Below are 21,165 nucleotides of genomic sequence, written 5' to 3'. Positions count from 1 at the left end.
CTGTCCGTACTGACAACCCCGCTTGCCCTGTAGCATCCAGGTTCTCCGTCGAGATCACAACCCACAGTGAGGTTAAGACAGCTGAAAGTAGGCGGTTTGCCGCTTTGGAAACGCCCTGACAGTGCAAAAGGTTACGGGCATCCGATCGAGCTGTGATGTACGTCACATTTTTCTCCCAGTATGGCAAGAAGCTGGGGAACGTGGGGGCTTAAAGCCAGCCCCGTGCTGGGTCTGCCGGGTGGGCGAGTATGCTACGCCAACTGGTACTTCCTGCGGTCCTGAGTGACAAAATCATGACGCTCCGCAATCCTCTCGGGGGTCACCCCTCCACCGGATGGTCCGGTACCAGTCCTGGCAATGAAGCCGAACGTGGATCTAGAAAGGCCGCGCGATGGAAGGACCGGACCGCAGCGATCCGGCGTCGATCGAGATCGACCTCACCAGGACGGAGGGGTACCCCACGGCAGGTGCTGATCTCCAGATTGCGTTGCCGCTGGTCAGCCTCCACCAGTCAGGCAAGACGTCGCCTCTGAAGGCACCTGGTGTCGAGGTATCGCTCGGCGCAGGCGCAGCGGTGGCAATCGCGCTGCTGGCGATTATCGGGGCGGTCTTCTCAGTGCTTCCCGTCGAGGTGGTCATCATCGCGGGAGTGATGGCAGTCGTTTACCTTGGCCTGTCGGCCCACATGGCACTCGGACTGGCCAGGTTGCGGCGGCGTGCGGCGAGCGGCAGTGTGGGACGGTCGTCGGAGGGTTACCCGTAGGCAGAAGGAAGGTCTCTACAAGGGGCGGCAGGCACCGAACCCTTGCCCCCATGGTCCCTGACCGGCGTGTCGGTCAGGGGCCATGGTTGCCTTGGGGGTCCGGCCGGCTGGCGAAGGGCGGCAGGCATGGGTGAGCCCAGGACCGTCAACGAGTCGTCAGACCTTGACCGAAGGCTACGAACGCGACGCGTTCGGACAGGCGCCTGATGGTCGCGAGCGTAGACAGCCAAAGCCGGGCAATGCGCATGGAGCCTGTGAGGGATACGTTGGACCTCGAACAGGCAGCAAGAGAGCAGCGCGAGCCCCGACAGTGGCCGATGTCGAACGTGTATCACCGCCGCCCTACACCTGCTTGCCGACGCGGACCGCTACCGATCGGTGTCGGGTGGCAGCTTGAGGCCGTCTCCCCCCGACGGGGGTCGTCCCTTTCCGGTGGGAGCGCTCCGCCCCGCGAACTGGTGGATCTGCGCGCCGTCGACCGGTCGGTGGCCTACCGCGCCACCGCCCTCATCGTCGTACGGGCGGGCAGGAAGCAGGCCAGGGCGCGGCCGTGCCGGTCGGTGACCACCCACGGGTGCCCCAGGTACGTCTGCTGGCGGTAGGACCGGCCGGCGTCGAGCACCTTGTACTGCCGTCGTTGGCCCTGGTAGTCGAGCCAGTAGACGACGACCTGCGAACTGCGGGCGTTGACGAACTCGACGTACGTCGAGGCTCCGTTCGAGCTGGACCGCAGCGAGTGTTCCCGGGATGCCGGCAGCGGCGTCAGTTCACCCGGTCCGGGCTGGTTGGTCGGCGGCTTCGTCGTGGGCCGGGGTGGGGTCGTCGGGGCGGGCCGGGGTGGGGTCGTCGTCGCGGCCGGGCGGGACGTCGTACCCGTGGCGGGTTGGTGTGGCTGGTGGGGCGCCGGCGCGACCGGGGCGGCGGCGCGGGTGGCGAGTGAGGCCGGCGCGGGCGCGTGTTCGGCGACCGGCGTGGGGCTCTCGACGGCCGCGAGGTCCGGGCGGTCCGCGATCCACGAGGGCGTCATCGGGAGGGCGGCGGTGTCGCGCCGCGGGCCCGACCACAACGGTGACAGGGCGAGAACGAGGCTGGCGACCAGGCCGAATGCCACTCCGGCCAGCAGTAGGGTCCGTCCGATGCCGGCGGGTTCGACGGCGTGGGCGGGCGCCGGCAGTGGGCCGGTCGGTGACCCGGTCGGGGAGGCGTCGATCAGATGCCGGCCGGCCGGGGGGACGAGATAAGGCGGCAGTGTCTGGTGGTGCCGGGGTGCCGGCAGCCAGCCACCGATGCGCAGGGTGGTGGTGGTTTCGTCGGATGAGTCGGCCATGGCCCCGGTTCCGAGAGCGGCGGATGCCACCTTCGCGGTGGCGTGCGGTCACGATTATTGACGTACGACGCCGTATGCCGTCAATCACTCGGGCGGGGTGAACAGGACATTTTTTCGCGTTCCTTCCCGCACGTCCCGGGACTGCCGGCGTCGTTCGGCCGCTCCGGCCCACCAGATGGTGTGCTGGCGGTGGCTCCGGTGCTGGTCAGGGACCTCCGGTCGGGTTCTGCGGGCGGTCGAACGGGCGGTCGGGGAGGGGCCTGCGGCCAGTCCGCCCACCAACCCGCCGGCCGGTGGTCATAGCAGATCACCTGCGGTGGCGGGGGCTGTCCACAGGCCGTCCCGTTGTCCACAGGCAAGCCGTCGCGGGCGGCACGCACCGGGGGATCCGGCGCAGGGTCTGACCCAGCACCCCCGACCGCTGGAGGCCGTGATGCCGCCCCGTACCTCCCTTCCGCCCCACCGACGACTGCCGTTGCTGGTCACCTCCGACAGTGACCTCCTCGACGAGCTGTTGCGGCTCGCCGCAGCGGGCGGCACCGAGGTGGAGGTGGCCGCCGACGCGGCTGCCGCCCGTTCCCGCTGGCTCCCCGCGCCCCTGGTGCTCGTCGGCAGCGACCAGGCCCAGGCCTGCCTGCGGGGTCGGCTGCCCCGCCGGCCCCGCACGGTGCTGGTCGGGCGGTCGGGTGAACTCGACCCGGGCTGGGAGATCGCCGAGCTGATCGGTGCCGAGCACGTCGCCGTTCTGCCCGCCGCCGAGCCCTGGCTGGTCGACCGGTTCACCGAGTGCGCGCCGGGCGGCAACCCGGCCGGCCCGGCCCGGACGGTCGCGGTGCTCGGCGGCCGGGGAGGGGCCGGTGCCAGCGTCCTCGCCGGTGGCCTGGCGGTCACCGCCGCCCGCGCCCACCTGCGGACCCTGCTGGTCGACGCGGACCCGCTCGGCGGCGGGCTCGACCTGGTGCTCGGCTGGGAGGAACTGGACGGGCTGCGCTGGCCGTCCCTCACCGACGCCGACGGCCGGGTCGACGCGCCCGCCCTGGTCCGCGCCCTGCCGCACCGGGGTGACCTGGTCGTCCTCTCCTGGGACCGGGGTGAGCCGCTGGCCCTGCCCGCGCAGGCGATGGCCGCAACCGTGGACGCGGCCCGGCGGGGTCGGGACTTCGTCGTGGTCGACCTGCCGCGCCAGCTCGACGACGCCGCAGTGATCGCGTTGCAGGCCGCCGACCAGGCGTACGTGGTGGTGCCGGCGGAGCTGCGGGCCACCGCGGCGGCGGCCCGGGTGGTCGCCGCCGCAGCCCCGCACTGCGCCACCCTGGGAGTGATCGTCCGGGGCCCCGCCCCCGGCCGGTTGCGAGCGACCGAGGTGGCTCGGGCCCTGGGGCTCCCGCTGGCCGGGACGCTGCGCCCCGAACCGGCGCTGTGCCGGGGGCTGGAACGCGGTGAGGCACCGGCCGCCGCTGGCCGTGGCCCCCTCGCCGCACTCTGCCGCCGACTGGTCACCGAGCTGACCGGGCTGCCCGTGCCGGGTGCGGCATGACCGACCGGTCCGACGGGTTCGCCGCCCGGGTCCGACAACGGATGGCCGAAGCGGCGACCCCGGTCACCCCGGCGGCGATCGTCTCCGCCGTCCGTGCCGAACCCTCCGCCGCCGTCCTCGGCGACACCGCCGTGCTGCGGATCGCCAACCGGGTGCACGACGATCTGGTGGGTGCCGGGCCGCTCGCCCCACTGCTCGAAGACCCGCAGGTCACCGACGTACTCGTCAACGGTGTCCGGGTCTGGGTCGACCGGGGCGCCGGGCTGCACCAGGTGGCGGTGCCGCTCGGCACGGTCGACGACGTACGCCGGCTGGCGCAACGGCTCACCGCTGCCGCCGGGCGTCGACTCGACGACGGCTCGCCCTACGCTGACGCGCGGCTGCCCGACGGCACCCGGCTGCACGCCGTACTGCCTCCGGTGGCGACCGACGGGCCGTACCTGTCCCTGCGGACCTTCCGGCACCGCCCGTTCACCCTCGACGAGCTGGTCCAACAGGGCACCGTGCCGCACCCGGTGGCACCGGTGCTCGCCGCGGTGGTCGCCGCCCGGCTGGCCTACCTGGTCACCGGCGGCACCGGCTCGGGCAAGACCACCCTGCTCAACACGATGCTGGGCCTGGTGCCGACGACGGAACGCATCGTGCTGGTGGAGGACGCCGCCGAGCTGCACCCGGTGCACCCGCACGTGGTCGGTCTCCAGGCCCGGACGGCCAACGTGGAGGGCGCGGGCGTGGTCGGGCTGAGCGCGCTGGTCCGGCAGGCGTTGCGGATGCGTCCCGACCGGCTGGTCGTGGGCGAGTGCCGGGGTGCGGAGGTGGTGGACCTGCTGGCCGCGCTCAACACCGGCCACGACGGCGGGGCGGGCACCCTGCACGCCAACACCCCGGCCGACGTGCCGGCCCGGTTGGAGGCCCTCGGGCTGCTCGGCGGGCTGCCCCGGGCGGCGCTGCACGCCCAGGTCGCCGCTGCGCTCCAGGTGCTGGTGCAGGTCCGTCGAGGCGCCGACGGCCGACTGCTGGAGTCGATCTGCCTACTGTTGGCGGACGGGTCGGACCGGCTGGTGACGGTGGTGCCGGCCTGGGTACGGGGCCACGGCGTCGGGCCTGCCGGGCCCGCGCTGGTCACCCTGCTGCGGGATCGGGGAGTCCCGGTGCCGTCCCTGCTGCGGGCACCCGGGTCCGGTACGGCGGGGCTGGCGTGACATCCCCGTGGTGGCTGGTCACGGCCCTCCTGGCCGGTGCGGCCCTGGTGGTCGCCTGGCCGGTAAGCCCCAACCGGCGTCGCCGCCGCCGTGTGCTCGCCACACCGCCGGGCACCCCGGCCCCTCCGGACACCCATGGCGCACCTCCGACGGTCAATCGGTGGGTCACCGGTCGAGGCCCGCTGCGGTGGCGGGCGTCCGACCGTCCGCGACGGATCATGCTGCTGGTCGGGCTCGTGGGAGCGGGTGCGGGTGGTGTCGCCGCCGGGCCGGTCGCCGCCGCTCTCCTGGCCGGATACGGGATGCTCGGGGTCCGCGCCGTGCGTCGCAGGCGGGCGGCAGGGCAGGCCAGCCGGGAGCGTCGCCGCCAACTGGACCGGCTGGGGGCGCTCGCTGCGGACCTGCGTGCTGGTCTGCCCGTTCCGACGCTCGACCGCACCGCCGCCCCATCGGGCGCGGACCGTCCGAGCGGCCCCGGCCGACCGGTGGCCGGGCCGGCTCCGCTGACCGCCCCCCGCCTGCTCGGCACCGACCCCGGACCCGCTACCGATCATGGCGTCGGTACGGGCACACCGGTGGGCCTGCTGTCAGTGTCCCGGTCGGGCGACGGACTCCCGGGCCGGGGAAGCCGCTCGGGCACGACGACGGATGATCCGGCCGGGACGGACCGGCTCGAACGGTTGGCTCGGGCGGCGGTCCGACTCGCCGACCGGACGGGGGCACCCCTGGCCGACCTCCTCGAACGGGTCGAGGCCGACGCGCGGGCGTTCGACCGGGGAATGGCCGCCGCGGCCGCCCAGGCGGCGGGTGCCAACGCCACCGCGCTGCTGCTGGCCGCGCTTCCACTCGGTGGTGTCGCCCTCGGCTACGGCATCGGCGTCGACCCACTGGCGGTGCTGCTGCACACCCCGGTGGGTGCCGGGTGCGCGCTGACCGCGATGGGTCTCCAGGTCGGCGGGTTGCTCTGGGCCGAGCGGCTGGGTGCCACGCCGGGTGGCGGCGGCTGATGTCACCGGCGAACGTGTCAGCCGGTTGCCTGGTCACGGCCGCGCTGCTGGTCATGGTGCGTGGCAACCGGGCCGGCCGGAGGTGGGACGTACTGACCGGCCGGCGGACCGGCAGACGCCGGCCAGGCTGGTGGCCCGACCGGGTACGGCTCGGAGCCGCCCTGGCGGGGCTGGCGGTCCTACTGCTGGCCGGCGGTTGGGTCGGAGCCCTGGGCGGGGCACTGACCGCGCTGACGGCGGACCGGATGCTCCGCCGGATCGAACCACCTGCCGTTCGCAAGAGCCGGTCACGGGAGACCGCCGACCTGCCACTCGCCGCCGACCTGCTGGCAGCAGCCATGCGAGCGGGTGCACCGGTGGACCGCTCGGTGCTCGCGGTGGCCGATGCTCTGGACGGTCCACTGGCGGTCCGGCTCGGACGGATCGGGCGGACCCTGCTGCTCGGCGGCGAGCCAGCGGAGGCGTGGGCACACCTCACGCCGGTGCCCGGGGCCGACCGGATGGTCGGTGCCGCGCTGCGCTCTTCCCGCAGCGGTGCGGCGCTGGCCGGTGCCCTGACCCGCGTCGCCGACGACCTTCGGGCCGACCGGTCCACGGCGGCGGAGGCGTCCGCCCGACGGGCCGGCGTGCTGATCGTGCTGCCGCTGGGCCTGTGCTTCCTGCCGGCCTTCATTCTCGCCGGCCTGGTGCCGGTGATCGTCGCCGTCCTCGGCGACGTGCTGTGACCCCTCATCGAGAAAGGGAAACGACAGATGCGCAAACTTCTCCGCCGGCTCCACACCCGGCTGCGCGGCGACGCGGGGATGAACACCGCCGAGTACGCCGTGGGCACCCTCGCCGCCGTCGCCTTCGCCGGCATCCTGCTCAAGGTGCTCACCTCGGGCAACGTGCAGTCGGCCCTGACGGCCGTGATCGATCGGGCGTTGAAGTGAGACCGCGCCGGCCGGCCGGTCGGGACCGGGGTTCGTTCACCGCCGAACTGGCGGCCGGCCTGCCGGCGCTGCTCGTGCTCCTGTTCGCCGGGCTCACCGCCGTCGACGCGGTCACCACGAAGGCGACCTGCCTGGACGCGGCCCGGGAGGCGGCGCTCGCCGCCGCCCGGGGCGGGGACGGCACCGACACGGGCACCCGGATCGCACCCGAGGCTGCGGTCGTCTCGATCTCGGTGCAGGCGGACCGGGTCACCGTGACGGTGCGGGCCCCCGTCCGGGCGCTCGGGGCCCGGCTGCCACGGCTGACCGTCGAGGCCAGCACGGTCGCCGCCATCGAACCGGGCCTGCCGGCTTCGGGCCTGCCGGGCACCGGCTCGTGATCCGCGCCTGCCGGACCGTCCGCGTCCCGGGCACCGCCGAGGCCACCGCCAGGGAGCATGCGCCGGTCCGCGCCGACCGCGCGTCGGAGCGGGGCGGGGCGACCGTGCTGTTGCTCGCCGTCGGCATGGTCTTCGTGCTGGTCGGGGGGTTCGGGGCGGCGATCGGCGCAGCCCGGCTGGCACGGCACCAGGCCCGGGTCGGTGCCGACTTCGGGGCGCTGGCCGGGGCCGGTCAGGTGTGGCAGGGGGCCGGGCCGGCTTGTGCGACCGCCGACGAGTTCGTCCGCGCCAACGCCGCCCGGCTGGTCGCCTGTCAGGTGGACGGGCTCGACGTGGTGGTGACGGTCGAGGTGGCGGTCACCCCGCTGCCGGGACTGCGGCGGTTCGCCACCGTCACCGCCCGCGCCGGACCGGTGCGCGGCTGACCGCCGCACGCCGGTGCGGCAACCCGTCTCCGGCTGCCGTGCCCGAGCACGGCGTGGCAGCCGGAAGGCGGGTTCCGGAGGTCCCGGCGAGACGTCGACGCCGTGGAGGCGAGCCGGGCGACGGCCGTCCCGGGCCGTACGGCGGCGAGCCGAGACCGGGCCGTACGGTGGCGAGCCGAGACCGGGCCGTACGGTGGCGAGCCGAGACCGGGCCGTACGGTGGCGAGCCGAGACCGGGCCGGCCGGTGGCGAGCCGAGACCGGGCCGGCCGGTGGCTCAGCGGCCCTGGAGTGCGTCCAGGCCGATCGCCATGGCGATCACCAGCCGCCGGTCGATCTGCGGGTGCGACACCTCGACGACGTAACGGTCCCGCAGCCCCCACTTCTTGATCACGGAGAAGACCGACTGGCCACCCGCGATGAAATCGAAGTGGTAGGGCAGCCACGACAGCGAGTCGACGAACCGGCGCAGCAGCGCCACCGGCATGCTGCGTTCCTGACCGGTGATCTGCGGCAGGCCGGCCTGCTCGACGTGCCAGGTCGAGCGGAGCAGGGACTGGGCGAAGTCCTTGCGGAACAGCCCGATCGGCGTGCCGGCGTGGTCGGTCACGTCGTACGTGGCACCGAGGTCGAGCCGCTGCCGGGCCTTGAAACCGAGCAGGGGGTGCTGCTTGGAGTCGTCGGTGTAGATGGTGACCTGCTCCTTGAAGGCGAGCCGCTTCTGCTGCGCGAACGCCAACAACTCGCCCTCGGTGCCGTCCGCCGCCACGGCCCGGACCTCGTACTGGTTGACCATCATCCGGATCCGCTGTCGGACGTGGAACTGGTGCTGCGCCTGCAAACTGTCTAGCTGCATGAAAACTCCTCCGAAGGGTGCGCCGGAGTCTCGCACAACCCCACGGTCAGCGCCCGCCACCAGGCACCAGGCAGCAGCCGGCGATCACCACCGTCAGTGCCAGCCAGCAGTCAGCGATCACCACCGTCAGTAGTGAGCCTCGCCGTGGTCAGTGGTGAGCCTCGCCGTCGTCAGCGGTGAGCGGTCGCCGTCAACGCCCCTCGGCGGTCGCCTTGAGCGCCCAGGTGTTGAGCACCTGGTGGATGCCCCGCAGTCGTTCGTTGATCTGGTCCAGGCGTTCCGCCTGCGCCAGGCTGGCCAGTGCGGCACCCAGCGCGATCAACTGGTCCGGGGTGAGATTGTCCTGGTCGATGGTGTAGAGCAGGTCGACGGTCTCGGCGATGGTGTCGGCCACGGCTTCTCCTCCAAAGGGGGAAGAACGGCAGGGTCGGCGGTGGGGCTGCACTCCCCATTATCGATGGAAGCGCTCCCATGCATCAATGCCCACTTGTCCTCCGGCTCAAGCACGATCACGGGCCGGAATCGCACCGCACCCGCAGCAACCGCCGACCGCGCCGCGCTACCGCTCGGCGGAGGCCCGCTGGGCAGCAGCGGGAGCGGGAGCCGGTTGGGCAGCAGCCGGTTGGGCGGGAGCTGGCTGGGCGGGAGCCGGTTGGACGGGAGCCGGTTGGGCAGCAGCCGGCTGGGCGGGAGCCGGTTGGGCAGCAGCCGGGGCGGGAGCCGGTTCGGCGGGAGTCAGCTGGGCGGGAGCCGGTGGGACAGGAACCAGCGGGGCAGGGGTGGGCTGGGTGGGGACGGGCATCCCGGTGGGGAGGTTGGTCAGGACCACGTCGAGGACCCGGACCGCATCCGGCTTGGACAGCGGGTTGTTGCCGTTGCCGCACTTGGGGGACTGGACGCAGGACGGGCAGCCCGACTCGCAGCCGCACTCGACGATGGCGTCCCGGGTGGCGCCCAGCCAGGCCGCTGCCGTCCGGTAGGCCCGCTCGGCGAAGCCGGCCCCGCCGGGGTGACCGTCGTAGACGAACACGGTGGGCGCCTCGGTGTCCGGGTGTAGGGCGGTGGACAGCCCGCCGATGTCCCACCGGTCGCAGGTGGCCATCAGCGGCAGCAACCCGATCGCGGCGTGTTCGGCGGCGTGCAGGGCCCCCGGCACGTCCGCCGGCTCGACCCCGGCCGCCGCCAGCGACTGTGGGGAGAGCGTGAACCAGACCGCGACGGTCCGTAGCTCCCGGGCGGGCAGGTCCAGCGGGCGGGTGTCGATGACCTCGCCGGAGGCGATCCGGCGACGCTGGTAGGAGACCACCTGGCTGGTCACGTCCACCTCACCGAGGAAGAGCCCGACCGGCCCGGCGTCCCGGTAGGAGCGGACCGACACCACCGAGAGCGAGGTGACGTCCCGGGCGTGGGTGGACCAGTCCGGCTCCTCGGCGTGCACCAGCGCGCACCCGTCGTCGAGGTCCAACGCGTCGACCACGTACGAGACGCCCTGGTGCAGGTAGACAGCCCCGGGGTGGACGAGGAAGTGCGCCGACCCGCCGTCGACGGTGCCGAGCAGCCGGCCGGTGGACGCCTCCACCACGCAGACCGGCGCCCCGCCCTGGCCACGCAGGTCGACCTCGGGGCGTTCCCGGTGCCGCCAGTACCAGCCGGTGGGCCGCTGCCGCAGGTCACCGGCCCGCACCAACTCGTCGACGGCCTCCTTCGCCCCCTCGCCGAACAGGTCCAGGTCGGTAGGGGTGAGCGGGGACTCGGCGGCGGCGCAGGCGAGCTGCGGGGTGAGCACGTACGGGTTGGCCGGGTCGAGCACCGTTGCCTCGACGGGCCGGCCGAACAGGGCCTCCGGGTGGTGCACCAGGTAGGTGTCGAGCGGGTCGTCCCGGGCCACCAGCACGGCGAGCGCCTCGTCGCCGGAGCGGCCGGCCCGGCCGGCCTGCTGCCACAGCGACGCCCGGGTGCCCGGCCAGCCGCAGATCAGCACCGCGTCCAGCCCGACCAGGTCGACGCCGAGCTCCAGCGCGTTGGTGGACGCCAGCCCGAGCAACTCACCGTGGAGCAGGGCCCGTTCCAGCTCCCGGCGTTCCTCGCGCAGGTAGCCGGCCCGGTAGGCGGCGACCCGTTCGCCGAGGCCGGGCACCGCCTCGTCCAGGGCCCGTCGGGCGTTCGCGGCGACGACCTCCGCGCCGCGTCGGGACCGGACGAAGGCGAGCGTGCGTACCCCCTCGGCGACAGTGTCGGCGAGCAGGTCGGCGGTCTCCCGCAGCGCCGACCGGCGGACCTGGGTCAGGTCGTCGGCGACGGCCTCGACGTCGGTGTTCGGCGGCAGCAGCGGCGGTTCCCAGAGCGCGAAGGTGACCCCGCCGCGCGGCGAGGTGTCCTCGGTGACGGCGGTGACCGGCAGGCCGGTGAGCCGCCCGGCGGTCGCCGCCGGGTCGCCCGACGTGGCCGAGGCCAGCAGGAACACGGGGGTACGGCCGAACTGGTCGCACCGGCGGCGTAGCCGACGCAGCACGTGCGCCACGTGGGAGCCGAAGACGCCCCGGTAGGTGTGGCACTCGTCGACGATCACGTACGTCAGCCGGCGCAGGAACCCAGACCAGTGCGCGTGCCCGGGGAGGATGCCGTGGTGCAGCATGTCCGGGTTGGTGAGCACGAACCGGGAGTGCCGGCGGATCCACTCCCGTTCGGTGCGCGGGGTGTCGCCGTCGTAGCAGGCGGGGCGTACCCCGTCGAGGTCGAGGCCGGCGACGGCGCGCAGCTGGTCGGCGGCGAGGGCCTTGGTGGGGGCCAGGTAGAGCACCGTGGCCCGGGGGTCGGCGAGCAGGGTGGCCAGCGCCGGGAGCTGGTACGCCAGGGACTTTCCGGACGCCGTGCCGGTGGCGACCACCACGTGCTGCCCGGCGTACGCCAGCTCGGCGGCCTCGGCCTGGTGCCGCCAGGGGGCGGTGACGCCGCGTCGGGCGAACGCCGACCGTAGTTCCTCGGGTGCCCACTGCGGCCAGGGCGCCTGTTGCCCGGCGCGGGCCGGCACCCGCTCGACGTGGGTGACCGGGTCGGCCCGGTGCCGGGTGCGCAGCCGGTGCAGCAGCTCGGCGGGCCCTCGCCCGGTGCCGGGGCCTGCGGTAGCGGTGGCTGCGGGGTTCACGTCCTGCACTCTCGCACTGGTGTTCGGTGCTGAACAACCGGCCCGGTGGGTATGGAGGAGCCGCCGCCGGTGACCTCGCCGGGCCGTCCGGCGGGGATGGTTAGATGCCCAGGAGAGTTTACGGCTCTCGGAGGAGGACTGATGGAGCTGTCGCTGGCGACCCGCACCGTGGGGGAGCACACGGTGCTCGAGGTCGGCGGTGAGGTGGACGTCTACACCGCACCACGACTGCGCGAACGGCTCCTGGAGTTGATCGACGGCGGCGCCCGGCAGGTCGTGGTCGACCTGGGCCGGGTGGACTTTCTCGACTCCACGGGCCTGGGGGTGCTGGTCGGCGCCCTCAAGCGGCTGCGTTCGGCCGGGGGGTCGTTCGCCCTGGTCTGCGACAAGGAGCCGCTGCTGAAGATCTTCCGGATCACCGCCCTGGACCAGGTCTTCCCCCTGCATCCGACGGTCGACGCGGCGATCGCCGCCGACCCCACCGGCTCCGGCACGTGATGGCGACGGTCCGGCTCTCCTTCTCGCCGGCCCCGGTGCACGTGCGTACCGCCCGCCTGGTCGGTGTCGCGGTGGCCCGTCGGGCCGGGGTTCGGGAGGATCTGCTCGACGAGGTGCGGTTGGCCATCGGTGAGGCGTGCACCCGGGCGGTCGCCCTGCACCACCAGTACGGGTTGGCCGATCCGGTGCTGGTGGAGATGTCCGACTCCGGAGCGTATTCGGTGCGGGTGGTGGACCGGGCGCCGATCGAGGCGGGGCTGGGCCTGGCCGCGTTGAACGCCGACGAGTTGGCCAACGAGGCGTTGACCGACGAGGCCCTGACCACCGGGGTGGGCTTCGCGTTGCTCGCTGGTTTCGTGGAGGATCTCCAGGTCCGTCCGGTGGCCGAGGGCGTCGGGACCGAGGTCCGGATGGTGTGGCCGGTCGGCCGCTGATCGACACTCTGCGTACATGAGGCGGTGACCCTTGGTGGGTCACCGCCTCCTACTGTTGATGGCCTCCTATATCAGATTTTTCCTCATAACACAGTTACGGAGATCATCCGGACACGGTGTCCCCCAGGTGTGACCTCCAACACTGACCAGGGCTACAGTCTGTGAGTTGTCAGCACGTGATCCTTCCCGCAGCCAGCGAACATAGATGTTGATCATCTGCCGTCGGGGTGGGTCGGAGCAGGTGCGCCACCGCATCCAGGCGTCGGCCATACGTCCACTGGCCGGCGCGACAGTGTTCGGTACAGGAGGACATAGATGTCCGGGACCTTGGCCGCCGATAGCGGCGCGCTGTCCCTCACCGGTGAGAACCTGACGTACGTCGTCATCGCCGCGGTCATCGCGCTGGTGGCACTCGTCTTCGCCGCCGCCTTGACCAAGGCCGTGCTGGCAGCCGGTAAGGGCACCACCAACATGCAGGAGATCTCCGGCGCGGTGCAGGAGGGCGCCTCCGCCTATCTGCTCCGGCAGTTCAGGACGTTGGCGATCTTCGTGGTCGTCGCCGTCGTGCTGCTCTTCCTGTTGCCGGTGCACGACACCGACGGCAGCGAACTCGCGGTGAAGATCGGCCGATCGGTGTTCTTCGTGGTCGGCGCCCTGTTCAGCGCGTTCATCGGCGGTGCCGGCATGTGGCTGGCCACCCGCGCCAACCTGCGGGTCGCCGCGGCGGCCCGGGAGGCGACCGGTGGCCGGGAAGCCGCCATGAAGATCGCCTTCCGCACCGGTGGCGTGGTCGGCTTCCTCACCGTCGGTCTCGGCCTGTTCGGCGCGGCGATGGTGGTCGTCTTCTTCAAGGGTGACGCGCCGACCGTGCTGGAGGGCTTCGGCTTCGGTGCCGCCCTGCTCGCCATGTTCATGCGGGTCGGCGGCGGCATCTTCACCAAGGCCGCCGACGTCGGTGCCGACCTGGTCGGCAAGGTGGAGCAGGGCATCCCGGAGGACGACCCGCGCAACGCCGCCACCATCGCCGACAACGTGGGTGACAACGTCGGCGACTGCGCCGGCATGGCCGCCGACCTCTTCGAGTCGTACGCGGTGACGCTGGTCGCGGCGCTGATCCTCGGCCGTGCCGCGTTCGGTGAGGACGGCCTGGTCCTGCCGCTGATCATCTCCACGATCGGGGTCCTGGTGGCGATCGTCGGGGTGTTCATCACCCGGCTGCGCGCCTCCGACCGCAACGGCCTCACCGCCATCAACCGGGCCTTCTACCTCTCGGCCCTGTTCTCCGCGGTGCTGGTCGCGATCGCCTCCTACTTCTACCTCCAGCCGACCTGGGCCGACCTGCTCGGCCCCGAGTGGCGGGCCAGCCTCGGCGTGGACGGCGGCGACCCGCCGCTCGGCCCGCGCGGGGTGACCATCGCCGCGGTCGTCATCGGCATCGGGCTGGCCGCCGCCATCCAGGCGCTGACCGGCTACTTCACCGAGACCACCCGCCGCCCGGTGCAGGACATCGGCAAGAGCTCGCAGACCGGTGCCGCCACCGTCATCCTCGCCGGCATCAGCGTCGGCCTGGAGTCGGCGGTCTACTCGGCGCTGCTGATCGCTGCCGGGGTCTTCGGCGCGTTCCTGCTCGGCGGCGGCTCCATCACCCTGTCGCTGTTCGCGGTGGCGCTGGCCGGCACCGGCCTGCTCACCACCGTCGGCGTGATCGTCGCGATGGACACCTTCGGCCCGATCTCCGACAACGCGCAGGGCGTGGCCGAGATGTCCGGCGACATCGACGAGAACGGCGCGCGGATCCTCACCGAGCTGGACGCGGTCGGCAACACCACCAAGGCGATCACCAAGGGCATCGCGATCGCCACCGCCGTGCTCGCGGCCACCGCGCTGTTCGGCTCGTACACCGACACGCTGCGTACCGCGTACTCCGACGCGGGCGTGGGTGACGTCGGTGCCGAGATCCTCGGCGCGCTCAACGTCGCCAACCCGCGCAACCTGGTCGGTCTGATCATCGGTGCGGCGGTGGTCTTCCTCTTCTCCGGGCTGGCCATCAACGCGGTCTCCCGCTCGGCCGGCGCGGTCGTGATGGAGGTCCGCCGGCAGTTCCGCGAGCTGCCCGGGATCATGGACGGCACCCAGCGCCCCGAGTACGGCAAGGTCGTCGACATCTGCACCCGGGACGCCCAGCGTGAACTGATGACCCCCGGCCTGCTGGCCATCCTCGCCCCCATCGCGGTCGGTTTCGGCCTCGGGCCGGGCGCACTGGCCTCCTACCTGGCCGGGGCGATCGGGGCGGGCACCCTGATGGCGGTCTTCCTGTCCAACTCCGGTGGGGCCTGGGACAACGCCAAGAAGCTCGTCGAGGACGGCGCGTACGGCGGCAAGGGTTCCGAGGCGCACGAGGCGACGGTCATCGGCGACACCGTCGGTGACCCGTTCAAGGACACCGCCGGCCCGGCGATCAACCCGCTGATCAAGGTGATGAACCTGGTCTCGTTGCTGATCGCGCCGGCCGTGGTGGCCTGGAGCGTCGGCGACGACCGGAACACCCCGCTGCGCCTGACGATCGCGGCGGTCGCCACCCTGATCGTGGTCGCGGCGGTGGTGTTCAGCAAGCGCAAGGGCGTCGCGATGGACTCCACCCCGGACGGTGGTGGCACCGGTGCGGGCAACGACCCCAAGCAGGTCGAACCGGCCAACGTCTGAGTGACGACGCAGCGGGTTCCCGGCCGTCCCGGGGACCCGCTGCGGGGGCCGACCAGCGCGAAACCTGATCGCTGGCGCAATCGCCCGGAGGCCGTACGCTGCATCGCATGCGTACGTGTCGGGCGAGTGCCGCCGGAAAGCTCACGGTGGTCCTCACCACGGCCGTCCTCGTCGTCGCCGGCTGCGGCGGCGGTCCCAGCCCACGGGCCTGGGCGGCCTCGGTCTGCGAGGCGCTCACCCCGTGGCGGGCCGAGATCAGCAAGCTCACCAGCAGCACCCACCAGCAGATGACCGCGCAGACCACCCCGGCACAGGCGAAGGAGAACCTGGTGCGGCTCTTCGCCGGTGCCGAGCAGGCCAGCGAGACGGCCCGCCGCCGGATCGCCGACGCGGGCATCCCGGAGACCGACCGCGGCGACGAGGTGTCGAAGGGGTTCCGGACGTCCCTGGAGAGGATCAGGGACGCCTACGGACGCGCCGGTGACACCATCGACGCGCTGGACACCGGGCGGGCCACCGTGTTCTACGACGGCGTCCAGGCGGCGGTGGACAAGCTCAACAAGGAGTACGACGCGAGCGCGCTGGACACCGGGCGGCTCAACTCGAAAGAGCTCAAACAGGCCTTCGACGAGGTCCCGGAGTGTCGCTGAGTCGTACCGACCCGCCCGGGGAGCCGGTGCGCCAGTTGTCGCTGTTCGGCTCCGAGGCGGCCGATCCGTCCGTCGCCGATCTGTCCGGGCTGTTGGCCGGCCCGGGGGAGGTGCACCGGATGGGGCGTACCGCCCGGTTGTCCGTCGAGGTGGACGCGGCCTGGCGGGTGCACGTGCTCGTCGCCGAGCTGGCCCGGCGGGGGCTCGCGGCGGGCTGGGAGGCGACCGGGGAGCAGCGCTGGGTCGTGCGTACCTCGTATCTGACCACCCTCGCCCCGCTGGCGACGGCCTGGCTGGCCGGCGGGGTCAAGCGTCCGCCGGGCCACTTCCACCTGCACGGCCGGCGGTTGCGGCTGTGGCTGGCCGCCGCGGGGGCGGCCGACGAGGCCGGCCTGTTGCTGCGCCTGCATCCCCGGGACGAGCCGTGGTGGCCGGTGGTGCGGGCGGCGCTCGCCGTGGTGGGTCTGCCGGCGGCGCTGCTGGAGGCGGAGGCGGGTGGCCCGGCGTTCCGGATCGGCGGGCGGCGGCTGGCCCGGCTGGCCGAGCTGGTGGGCGACCGACCGCCCACCGCCCCCGTCGACCTCTGGCCGTGACCGCCCCGCCTGGCGACGCTCTGCCCGGCCCCACCCTGCCCTGCACCGCCTGGCCCCGTTGGCCCGGGCCCGGGTGGTGATCGACCCGACGGCGGCGATGTTGCGCTGTCGGGACGCCCCGGATGCGGCACCATCGGCCTACCGGAGGCGGTCGTGCAGACTGGCCAAGTGTCCGATCATGGACAGTATCGCGGACAGTATGCTGACCGTCTCACTCCGTGAGCAGCGGGATTCGCCCAGGTCGGGGGTCCGTCCCCGTCACCGTGGCCCACTTCCGGGCCTACCCACGGTGTACGGTGGCGCCGTCCGGCCGCTGCGGCCGGCGTGGCGTCGGTGGTGTCGCCGCGCGGACGTTGATTGCCGCCCCCGGGACCCGGAACCCGGGCGGCGCGTTACGTTGGACATCCGGACCAACCGTGGTCCGGCGGGCGCGACACGGCCCGAATCGGGCCTGGAGCAGGAGCGGAGTCGGGGAGAGACGTGCCGAGCAACGCTGGAACCACCCGTCTGGTCATCGTCGAGTCACCGGCGAAGGCCAAGACGATCTCGGGCTATCTCGGCCCGGGGTACGTCGTGGAGGCCAGCTTCGGCCACGTCCGGGACCTCCCCCGTAACGCCGCCGACGTGCCGGCCAAGTACAAGGGTGAGCCGTGGGCCCGCCTCGGGGTGGACGTCGACAACGGCTTCCATGCCCTCTACGTCGTCTCCGCCGACCGTAAGCAGCAGATCAACAAGCTGGTCAAGCTGGCCAAGGAGGTCGACGAGATCTTCCTGGCCACGGATGAGGACCGCGAGGGCGAGGCCATCGCCTGGCACCTGGTGGAGACCCTCAAGCCCAAGGTGCCGGTCAAGCGGATGGTCTTCCACGAGATCACCAAGCCGGCCATCCAGGCCGCGGTGGCCAACCCCCGGGAGATCGACCGGGACCTGGTCGACGCCCAGGAGGCCCGCCGCATCCTCGACCGGCTGTACGGCTACGAGGTCTCCCCGGTGCTGTGGAAGAAGGTCATGCCGAGGCTCTCGGCGGGCCGGGTGCAGTCCGTGGCGACCCGGATCGTGGTCGAGCGGGAACGCCAGCGGATGGCCTTCCGCACCGCGGAATACTGGGACATCCTCGCCACCCTGGCGGTGGCGAAGCCGGGCGAGGGCCCACGTACCTTCAACGCCACCCTGGTCGCCCTCAACGGCGACCGGATCGCCACCGGCAAGGACTTCGAGCCGACCACCGGCCGGGTACGCCCCGGCGCGGGCGTGGTGCACCTCGACGAGAGCGGGGCGCGGGGCCTGGCGGCCCGGTTGGACGGGCGGCCGTTCACCGTCACCCGGGTCGAGGAGAAGCCCTACCGTCGTCGCCCCTACGCGCCGTTCATCACCTCCACCCTCCAGCAGGAGGCGGCCCGCAAGATGCGGTTCTCGTCGCAGCAGACGATGCGCACCGCGCAGCGGCTCTACGAGAACGGCTACATCACCTACATGCGTACCGACTCGGTGAACCTGTCGGAGACCGCCATCGCGGCGGCCCGCCGGCAGATCGTCGAGCTGTACGGCGAGCGCAGCGTGCCACCGGAGCCGCGCCGCTACACCGGCAAGGTGAAGAACGCCCAGGAGGCGCACGAGGCGATCCGCCCGGCGGGGGACAACTTCCGCACCCCGGGCGACGTGGCCAAGGAGCTGTCCGGCGAGGAGTTCAAGCTCTACGAGCTGATCTGGCGGCGCACCATCGCCTCGCAGATGACCGACGCGGTCGGCTCCAGCGTCTCGGTGCGCATCCGGGCGGTCTCCGCCGCGCAGGAGGAGGCGGACTTCGGGGCCACCGGCAAGACCATCACCGACCCGGGTTTCCTGCGGGCCTACGTCGAGTCCAGCGACGACGAGAACGCCGAGGCCGAGGACGCCGAGCGGCGGCTGCCCACCCTGGTCAAGGACCAGCCGTTGACCGCCGACGAGCTGGCCGCGCAGGGCCACCACACCCAGCCGCCGTCGCGCTACACCGAGGCGTCGCTGGTCAAGTCGCTGGAGGAGCTGGGCATCGGCCGCCCGTCGACGTACGCGTCGATCATGCAGACGATCCAGGACCGCGGCTACGTCACCAAGCGCGGCCAGGCGATGATCCCGACGTTCCTGGCGTTCGCGGTGATCGGGCTGATGGAACGGCACTACCCGCGCCTGATCGACTACGACTTCACCGCCAGCATGGAAAACGAGCTGGACGAGATCGCCGGGGGCGACCACGCCGCCGTCGACTTCCTCACCGCGTTCTACTTCGGCAGCAGCAACGGCACCGGTGACCAGGCCATCGCCCACGCGGGCGGGTTGAAGAAACTGGTCACCGAGGACCTCAGCGAGATCGACGCGCGCAGCGTCAACTCGATCCCGCTGCACACCGACGACGAGGGGCGTGAGGTCGTCGTGCGGGTGGGCCGGTTCGGGCCGTACCTGCAACGGGCCCTGCCCGGCGAGCAGCCGACGCCGAAGGCCGAGGGCGAGGAGGGCGGCGGCCAGGGCGACCGGGCGCCGATCCCGGAAGGGTTGGCCCCCGACGAGCTGACCCCGGAGAAGGTGCACGAGTTGTTCCTCGGCGGGGGCGGCGAGCGCAAGCTCGGCGACGACCCGGCCACCGGGGAACCGATCGTGCTCAAGTCCGGCCGGTTCGGCCCGTACGTCGCCAGCGGCGAGCGCAAGTCGTCGCTGCTGCGGACGCAGACCCCCGACTCGCTCACCCTCGACGAGGCGTTGAAGCTGCTCAGCCTGCCCCGGGTGATCGGGGTCGCCCCGGACGGCGGTGAGGTGGTCGCCAACAACGGCCGCTACGGTCCGTACGTCAAGCGTGGTGACGAGTTCCGCTCGCTGGACTCGGAAGACAAGATGTTCACCGTCACCCTCGACGAGGCGCTGGCCCTGCTGGCCGCCCCGAAGACCCGCCAGCGTCGGGCCGCCGCGCCCCCGCTGCGCGAGATGGGCGTCGACCCGCTGACCGAGAAGCCACTGGTGATCAAGGACGGCCGGTTCGGGCCGTACGTCACCGACGGGGAGTTCAACGCGTCGCTGCGGCGCGGGCAGACCCCGGAGGAACTGACCGTCGAGCAGGCGTCGGAGATGCTGGCCGAGAAGCGGGCGAAGGGCCCGGCCCCGAAGAAGGCGGCGGCGAAGAAGGCCCCCGCCAAGAAGGCGCCGGCCAAGAAGACCACGGCGGCGAAGAAGACGACGGCGGCCAAGGCCACGACCACCAAGGCCACCGCGACGAAGCAGGCCACGACGGCCAAGAAGACGCCGGCCCGCAAGGCTGCTCCCCGCAAGGCCACGGTGGCTGCCGACGGCGAGTGAGCCGCTGAAAGGGGCCTCACGTCCGGTGCGTGATGGCCTACTCTGTCGCGGTGTCCAAATCGGAGAGTGCGGGTGGCGGCCGGCCGCTGAAGGTGGCGGGCATCGTCGCCCTCGTCGGGACGGTGCTGGCCGGAGCGGGGCTGATCGTCTGGCGTACCAGCGGGACACGGGGCGATTCGCCCGCTGACCCGCCGGGTATCGGTGCGGGTGCGCCGGTCGCCGAGGTCGGGCCGGTCAGCACCCCGCCCGACCCGGCCGTACGCCAGGACTCCTCCGGGCGTCGGCTGTTCACCATCCTGGGCGCCGGTGACGTGCTGGTGCACCCGGAACTGACCCATCAGGCGGGCCGGGACGCCAAGCGTGCGGGGCGTTCCGCCGCGCTCGACTTCAACCCGTTGTTCCGGCACGCCCGCCCGGCGGTCGAGGGTGCTGACCTGGCGATCTGTCACCTGGAGACCCCGCTGGCCAAGCCGGACGGGCCGTTCGTCGGCTTCCCGAAGTTCAGCGTCCCTCCGCAGGTGGTGGACGCGATCCGGGGCACCGGCTTCGATGCCTGCTCGACGGCGTCCAACCACAGCATCGACCAGGGCGAGGCGGGGGTCGTCCGTACCCTGGACGCGTTGGACGCGGCGAAGATCGGGCACACCGGCAGCGCGCGGACCAAGAAGGAGTCGCTCACCCCACGGATCTACACCAAGAACGGGGTACGGGTCGGGCACCTGGCCTACAGCCTGCACTTCAACGGGCTGCGACGGCCGGCGGGCAAGGAGTGGATCGCCAACCTCATCGAGCCGCCCAGGATCCTCGCGGCGGCGCGCAAGCTGCGCGCGGCGGGTGCGGAGATCGTGGTGCTGAGTCTGCACTGGGGCACCGAGTACGAGAACCTGCCGGACGCCAAGCAGGAGGAGTGGTCGAAGCTGTTGATCGCGTCCCCGGACATCGATCTGATCCTGGGTCACCATGCGCACGTGGTGCAGCCGATCGAGAAGATCGGCCAGAAGTGGGTGGTCTTCGGGATGGGCAACCAGGTCGCCCGGCACGCGGAACCGATCCCCGCCAACCGGGAGGGCGTGATGGGGCGGTTCACCTTCACCGAGACGGCCAAGGGGAAGTGGCGGGTGACCCGGGCCGAGGCCGTTCCCACCTGGATCGATCTGAATCCGGACATCCGGTTGGTGGATCTGCCGACCGCGCTGGCGGATCCGGCGACCCCGGCGCACCGCCGGGAGATCTACCGGGCTGCTGCCGCCCGCATCCGGGGCTACCTCTTGGCCCGTGGGGGAGAAGCGGATGGTCTTGAGGTTCTTGGCCCGCCCGGTGGTTCGGCCACGCCGAACGGGTAAATCACGCGGTTGAATATCCGATTCGCTCGATAGTTGGCGAATCGCGC

The 21,165-nt window shown here is 72.4% G+C and carries 17 protein-coding genes and 2 pseudogenes; 15 read left to right on the top strand and 4 right to left on the bottom strand.

The window, feature by feature from the left end; all coding sequences use genetic code 11:
* Positions 1–391 precede the first annotated feature (391 nt).
* Complete coding sequence (locus AB0K25_RS15775; protein ID WP_357533065.1) at positions 392–763, top strand: hypothetical protein; 372 nt, start codon at positions 392–394, stop codon at positions 761–763.
* A 490-nt stretch (positions 764–1,253) separates the two neighbouring features.
* On the opposite strand, the gene AB0K25_RS15770 is transcribed toward AB0K25_RS15775, so the two are convergent.
* A complete protein-coding gene (locus AB0K25_RS15770; protein WP_357533067.1) occupies positions 1,254–2,090 on the bottom strand; it encodes a hypothetical protein in 837 nt (278 codons plus the stop codon).
* Positions 2,091–2,523: 433 nt separating this feature from the next.
* Between AB0K25_RS15770 and ssd the strand changes: the two genes are divergently transcribed.
* The 7 genes and pseudogenes from ssd to AB0K25_RS15735 all read left to right on the top strand — a co-directional run bounded on the left by ssd (position 2,524) and on the right by AB0K25_RS15735 (position 7,573).
* Positions 2,524–3,627, top strand: coding sequence for a septum site-determining protein Ssd (gene ssd / locus AB0K25_RS15765; protein WP_357533069.1), 1,104 nt, complete (start codon positions 2,524–2,526; stop codon positions 3,625–3,627).
* Positions 3,624–4,829 (top strand): TadA family conjugal transfer-associated ATPase, encoded by a 1,206-nt coding sequence (locus tag AB0K25_RS15760; protein WP_357533071.1) that lies wholly within the window; start codon positions 3,624–3,626, stop codon positions 4,827–4,829. The genes ssd and AB0K25_RS15760 overlap by 4 nt, the downstream gene beginning before the upstream one ends.
* 686 nt (positions 4,830–5,515) lie before the next feature.
* A pseudogene (locus AB0K25_RS15755) lies at positions 5,516–5,836 on the top strand (hypothetical protein); the annotation flags it as partial.
* Positions 5,836–6,561: a type II secretion system F family protein gene (locus AB0K25_RS15750; protein ID WP_357533073.1), complete on the top strand. Its 726-nt coding sequence runs from the start codon at positions 5,836–5,838 to the stop codon at positions 6,559–6,561. The pseudogene AB0K25_RS15755 and the gene AB0K25_RS15750, both read left to right, overlap by 1 nt.
* A gap of 27 nt (positions 6,562–6,588) precedes the next feature.
* Positions 6,589–6,768: a DUF4244 domain-containing protein gene (locus AB0K25_RS15745; RefSeq protein ID WP_091244508.1), complete on the top strand. Its 180-nt coding sequence runs from the start codon at positions 6,589–6,591 to the stop codon at positions 6,766–6,768.
* A complete protein-coding gene (locus AB0K25_RS15740) occupies positions 6,765–7,148 on the top strand; it encodes a TadE family type IV pilus minor pilin (protein ID WP_357533075.1) in 384 nt (127 codons plus the stop codon). Before AB0K25_RS15745 ends, AB0K25_RS15740 begins: the two co-directional genes overlap by 4 nt.
* A gap of 125 nt (positions 7,149–7,273) precedes the next feature.
* Positions 7,274–7,573 carry an Rv3654c family TadE-like protein gene (locus AB0K25_RS15735; protein WP_363820741.1) on the top strand — a complete coding sequence of 100 codons (300 nt, stop codon included), beginning with the start codon at positions 7,274–7,276 and terminating at the stop codon, positions 7,571–7,573.
* A 276-nt stretch (positions 7,574–7,849) separates the two neighbouring features.
* On the opposite strand, the gene AB0K25_RS15730 is transcribed toward AB0K25_RS15735, so the two are convergent.
* The 3 genes and pseudogenes from AB0K25_RS15730 to AB0K25_RS15720 all read right to left on the bottom strand — a co-directional run.
* Positions 7,850–8,428: a hypothetical protein gene (locus AB0K25_RS15730; protein WP_357533077.1), complete on the bottom strand. Its 579-nt coding sequence runs from the start codon at positions 8,426–8,428 to the stop codon at positions 7,850–7,852.
* A gap of 190 nt (positions 8,429–8,618) precedes the next feature.
* The gene (locus AB0K25_RS15725) at positions 8,619–8,822 is read right to left on the bottom strand and encodes a hypothetical protein (protein ID WP_208565553.1); all 204 of its coding nucleotides are present in this window, start codon (positions 8,820–8,822) and stop codon (positions 8,619–8,621) included.
* A gap of 414 nt (positions 8,823–9,236) precedes the next feature.
* Positions 9,237–11,582: pseudogene (locus AB0K25_RS15720) on the bottom strand (DEAD/DEAH box helicase); the annotation flags it as partial.
* 132 nt (positions 11,583–11,714) lie between these two features.
* Between AB0K25_RS15720 and AB0K25_RS15715 the strand changes: the two are divergent.
* From AB0K25_RS15715 to AB0K25_RS15685, 7 genes are all read left to right on the top strand, one after another.
* A complete protein-coding gene (locus tag AB0K25_RS15715; protein ID WP_219465953.1) occupies positions 11,715–12,071 on the top strand; it encodes an STAS domain-containing protein in 357 nt (118 codons plus the stop codon).
* A complete protein-coding gene (locus tag AB0K25_RS15710) occupies positions 12,068–12,505 on the top strand; it encodes an ATP-binding protein (RefSeq protein ID WP_091244524.1) in 438 nt (145 codons plus the stop codon). The genes AB0K25_RS15715 and AB0K25_RS15710 overlap by 4 nt, the downstream gene beginning before the upstream one ends.
* A 315-nt stretch (positions 12,506–12,820) precedes the next feature.
* Positions 12,821–15,208 (top strand): sodium-translocating pyrophosphatase, encoded by a 2,388-nt coding sequence (locus AB0K25_RS15705; RefSeq protein WP_219465955.1) that lies wholly within the window; start codon positions 12,821–12,823, stop codon positions 15,206–15,208.
* Positions 15,209–15,315: 107 nt separating this feature from the next.
* Positions 15,316–15,858, top strand: a complete 543-nt coding sequence (locus AB0K25_RS15700) for a hypothetical protein (RefSeq protein WP_208565556.1) — start codon at positions 15,316–15,318, stop codon at positions 15,856–15,858.
* On the top strand, positions 15,849–16,451 hold the full coding sequence (locus AB0K25_RS15695; protein WP_357533081.1) for a hypothetical protein: 603 nt from the start codon (positions 15,849–15,851) through the stop codon (positions 16,449–16,451). The genes AB0K25_RS15700 and AB0K25_RS15695 overlap by 10 nt, the downstream gene beginning before the upstream one ends.
* A 480-nt stretch (positions 16,452–16,931) precedes the next feature.
* Positions 16,932–19,775 carry a type I DNA topoisomerase gene (gene topA, locus AB0K25_RS15690; RefSeq protein ID WP_357533083.1) on the top strand — a complete coding sequence of 948 codons (2,844 nt, stop codon included), beginning with the start codon at positions 16,932–16,934 and terminating at the stop codon, positions 19,773–19,775.
* Between the two features lie 50 nt (positions 19,776–19,825).
* The gene (locus tag AB0K25_RS15685) at positions 19,826–21,118 is read left to right on the top strand and encodes a CapA family protein (protein ID WP_308290984.1); all 1,293 of its coding nucleotides are present in this window, start codon (positions 19,826–19,828) and stop codon (positions 21,116–21,118) included.
* Positions 21,119–21,165 lie beyond the last annotated feature (47 nt).

Source organism: Micromonospora sp. NPDC049257 (assembly GCF_040678915.1).
Taxonomy (GTDB): Bacteria; Actinomycetota; Actinomycetes; order Mycobacteriales; family Micromonosporaceae; genus Micromonospora; species Micromonospora antibiotica.
Note: the sequence above shows the minus strand (reverse complement) of the source record. Positions and strands in the feature narration are given on the sequence as shown.

Bases quoted from the DNA above. Each gene is read 5' to 3' on its own strand.
- AB0K25_RS15775 (WP_357533065.1), top strand. From the start codon at position 392: ATGGAAGGACCGGACCGCAGCGATCCGGCGTCGATCGAGATCGACCTC.
- AB0K25_RS15770 (WP_357533067.1), bottom strand. From the start codon at position 2,090: ATGGCCGACTCATCCGACGAAACCACCACCACCCTGCGCATCGGTGGC.
- ssd (WP_357533069.1), top strand. From the start codon at position 2,524: ATGCCGCCCCGTACCTCCCTTCCGCCCCACCGACGACTGCCGTTGCTG.
- AB0K25_RS15760 (WP_357533071.1), top strand. From the start codon at position 3,624: ATGACCGACCGGTCCGACGGGTTCGCCGCCCGGGTCCGACAACGGATG.
- AB0K25_RS15750 (WP_357533073.1), top strand. From the start codon at position 5,836: ATGTCACCGGCGAACGTGTCAGCCGGTTGCCTGGTCACGGCCGCGCTG.
- AB0K25_RS15745 (WP_091244508.1), top strand. From the start codon at position 6,589: ATGCGCAAACTTCTCCGCCGGCTCCACACCCGGCTGCGCGGCGACGCG.
- AB0K25_RS15735 (WP_363820741.1), top strand. From the start codon at position 7,274: ATGGTCTTCGTGCTGGTCGGGGGGTTCGGGGCGGCGATCGGCGCAGCC.
- AB0K25_RS15730 (WP_357533077.1), bottom strand. From the start codon at position 8,428: ATGCAGCTAGACAGTTTGCAGGCGCAGCACCAGTTCCACGTCCGACAG.
- AB0K25_RS15715 (WP_219465953.1), top strand. From the start codon at position 11,715: ATGGAGCTGTCGCTGGCGACCCGCACCGTGGGGGAGCACACGGTGCTC.
- AB0K25_RS15705 (WP_219465955.1), top strand. From the start codon at position 12,821: ATGTCCGGGACCTTGGCCGCCGATAGCGGCGCGCTGTCCCTCACCGGT.
- AB0K25_RS15700 (WP_208565556.1), top strand. From the start codon at position 15,316: ATGCGTACGTGTCGGGCGAGTGCCGCCGGAAAGCTCACGGTGGTCCTC.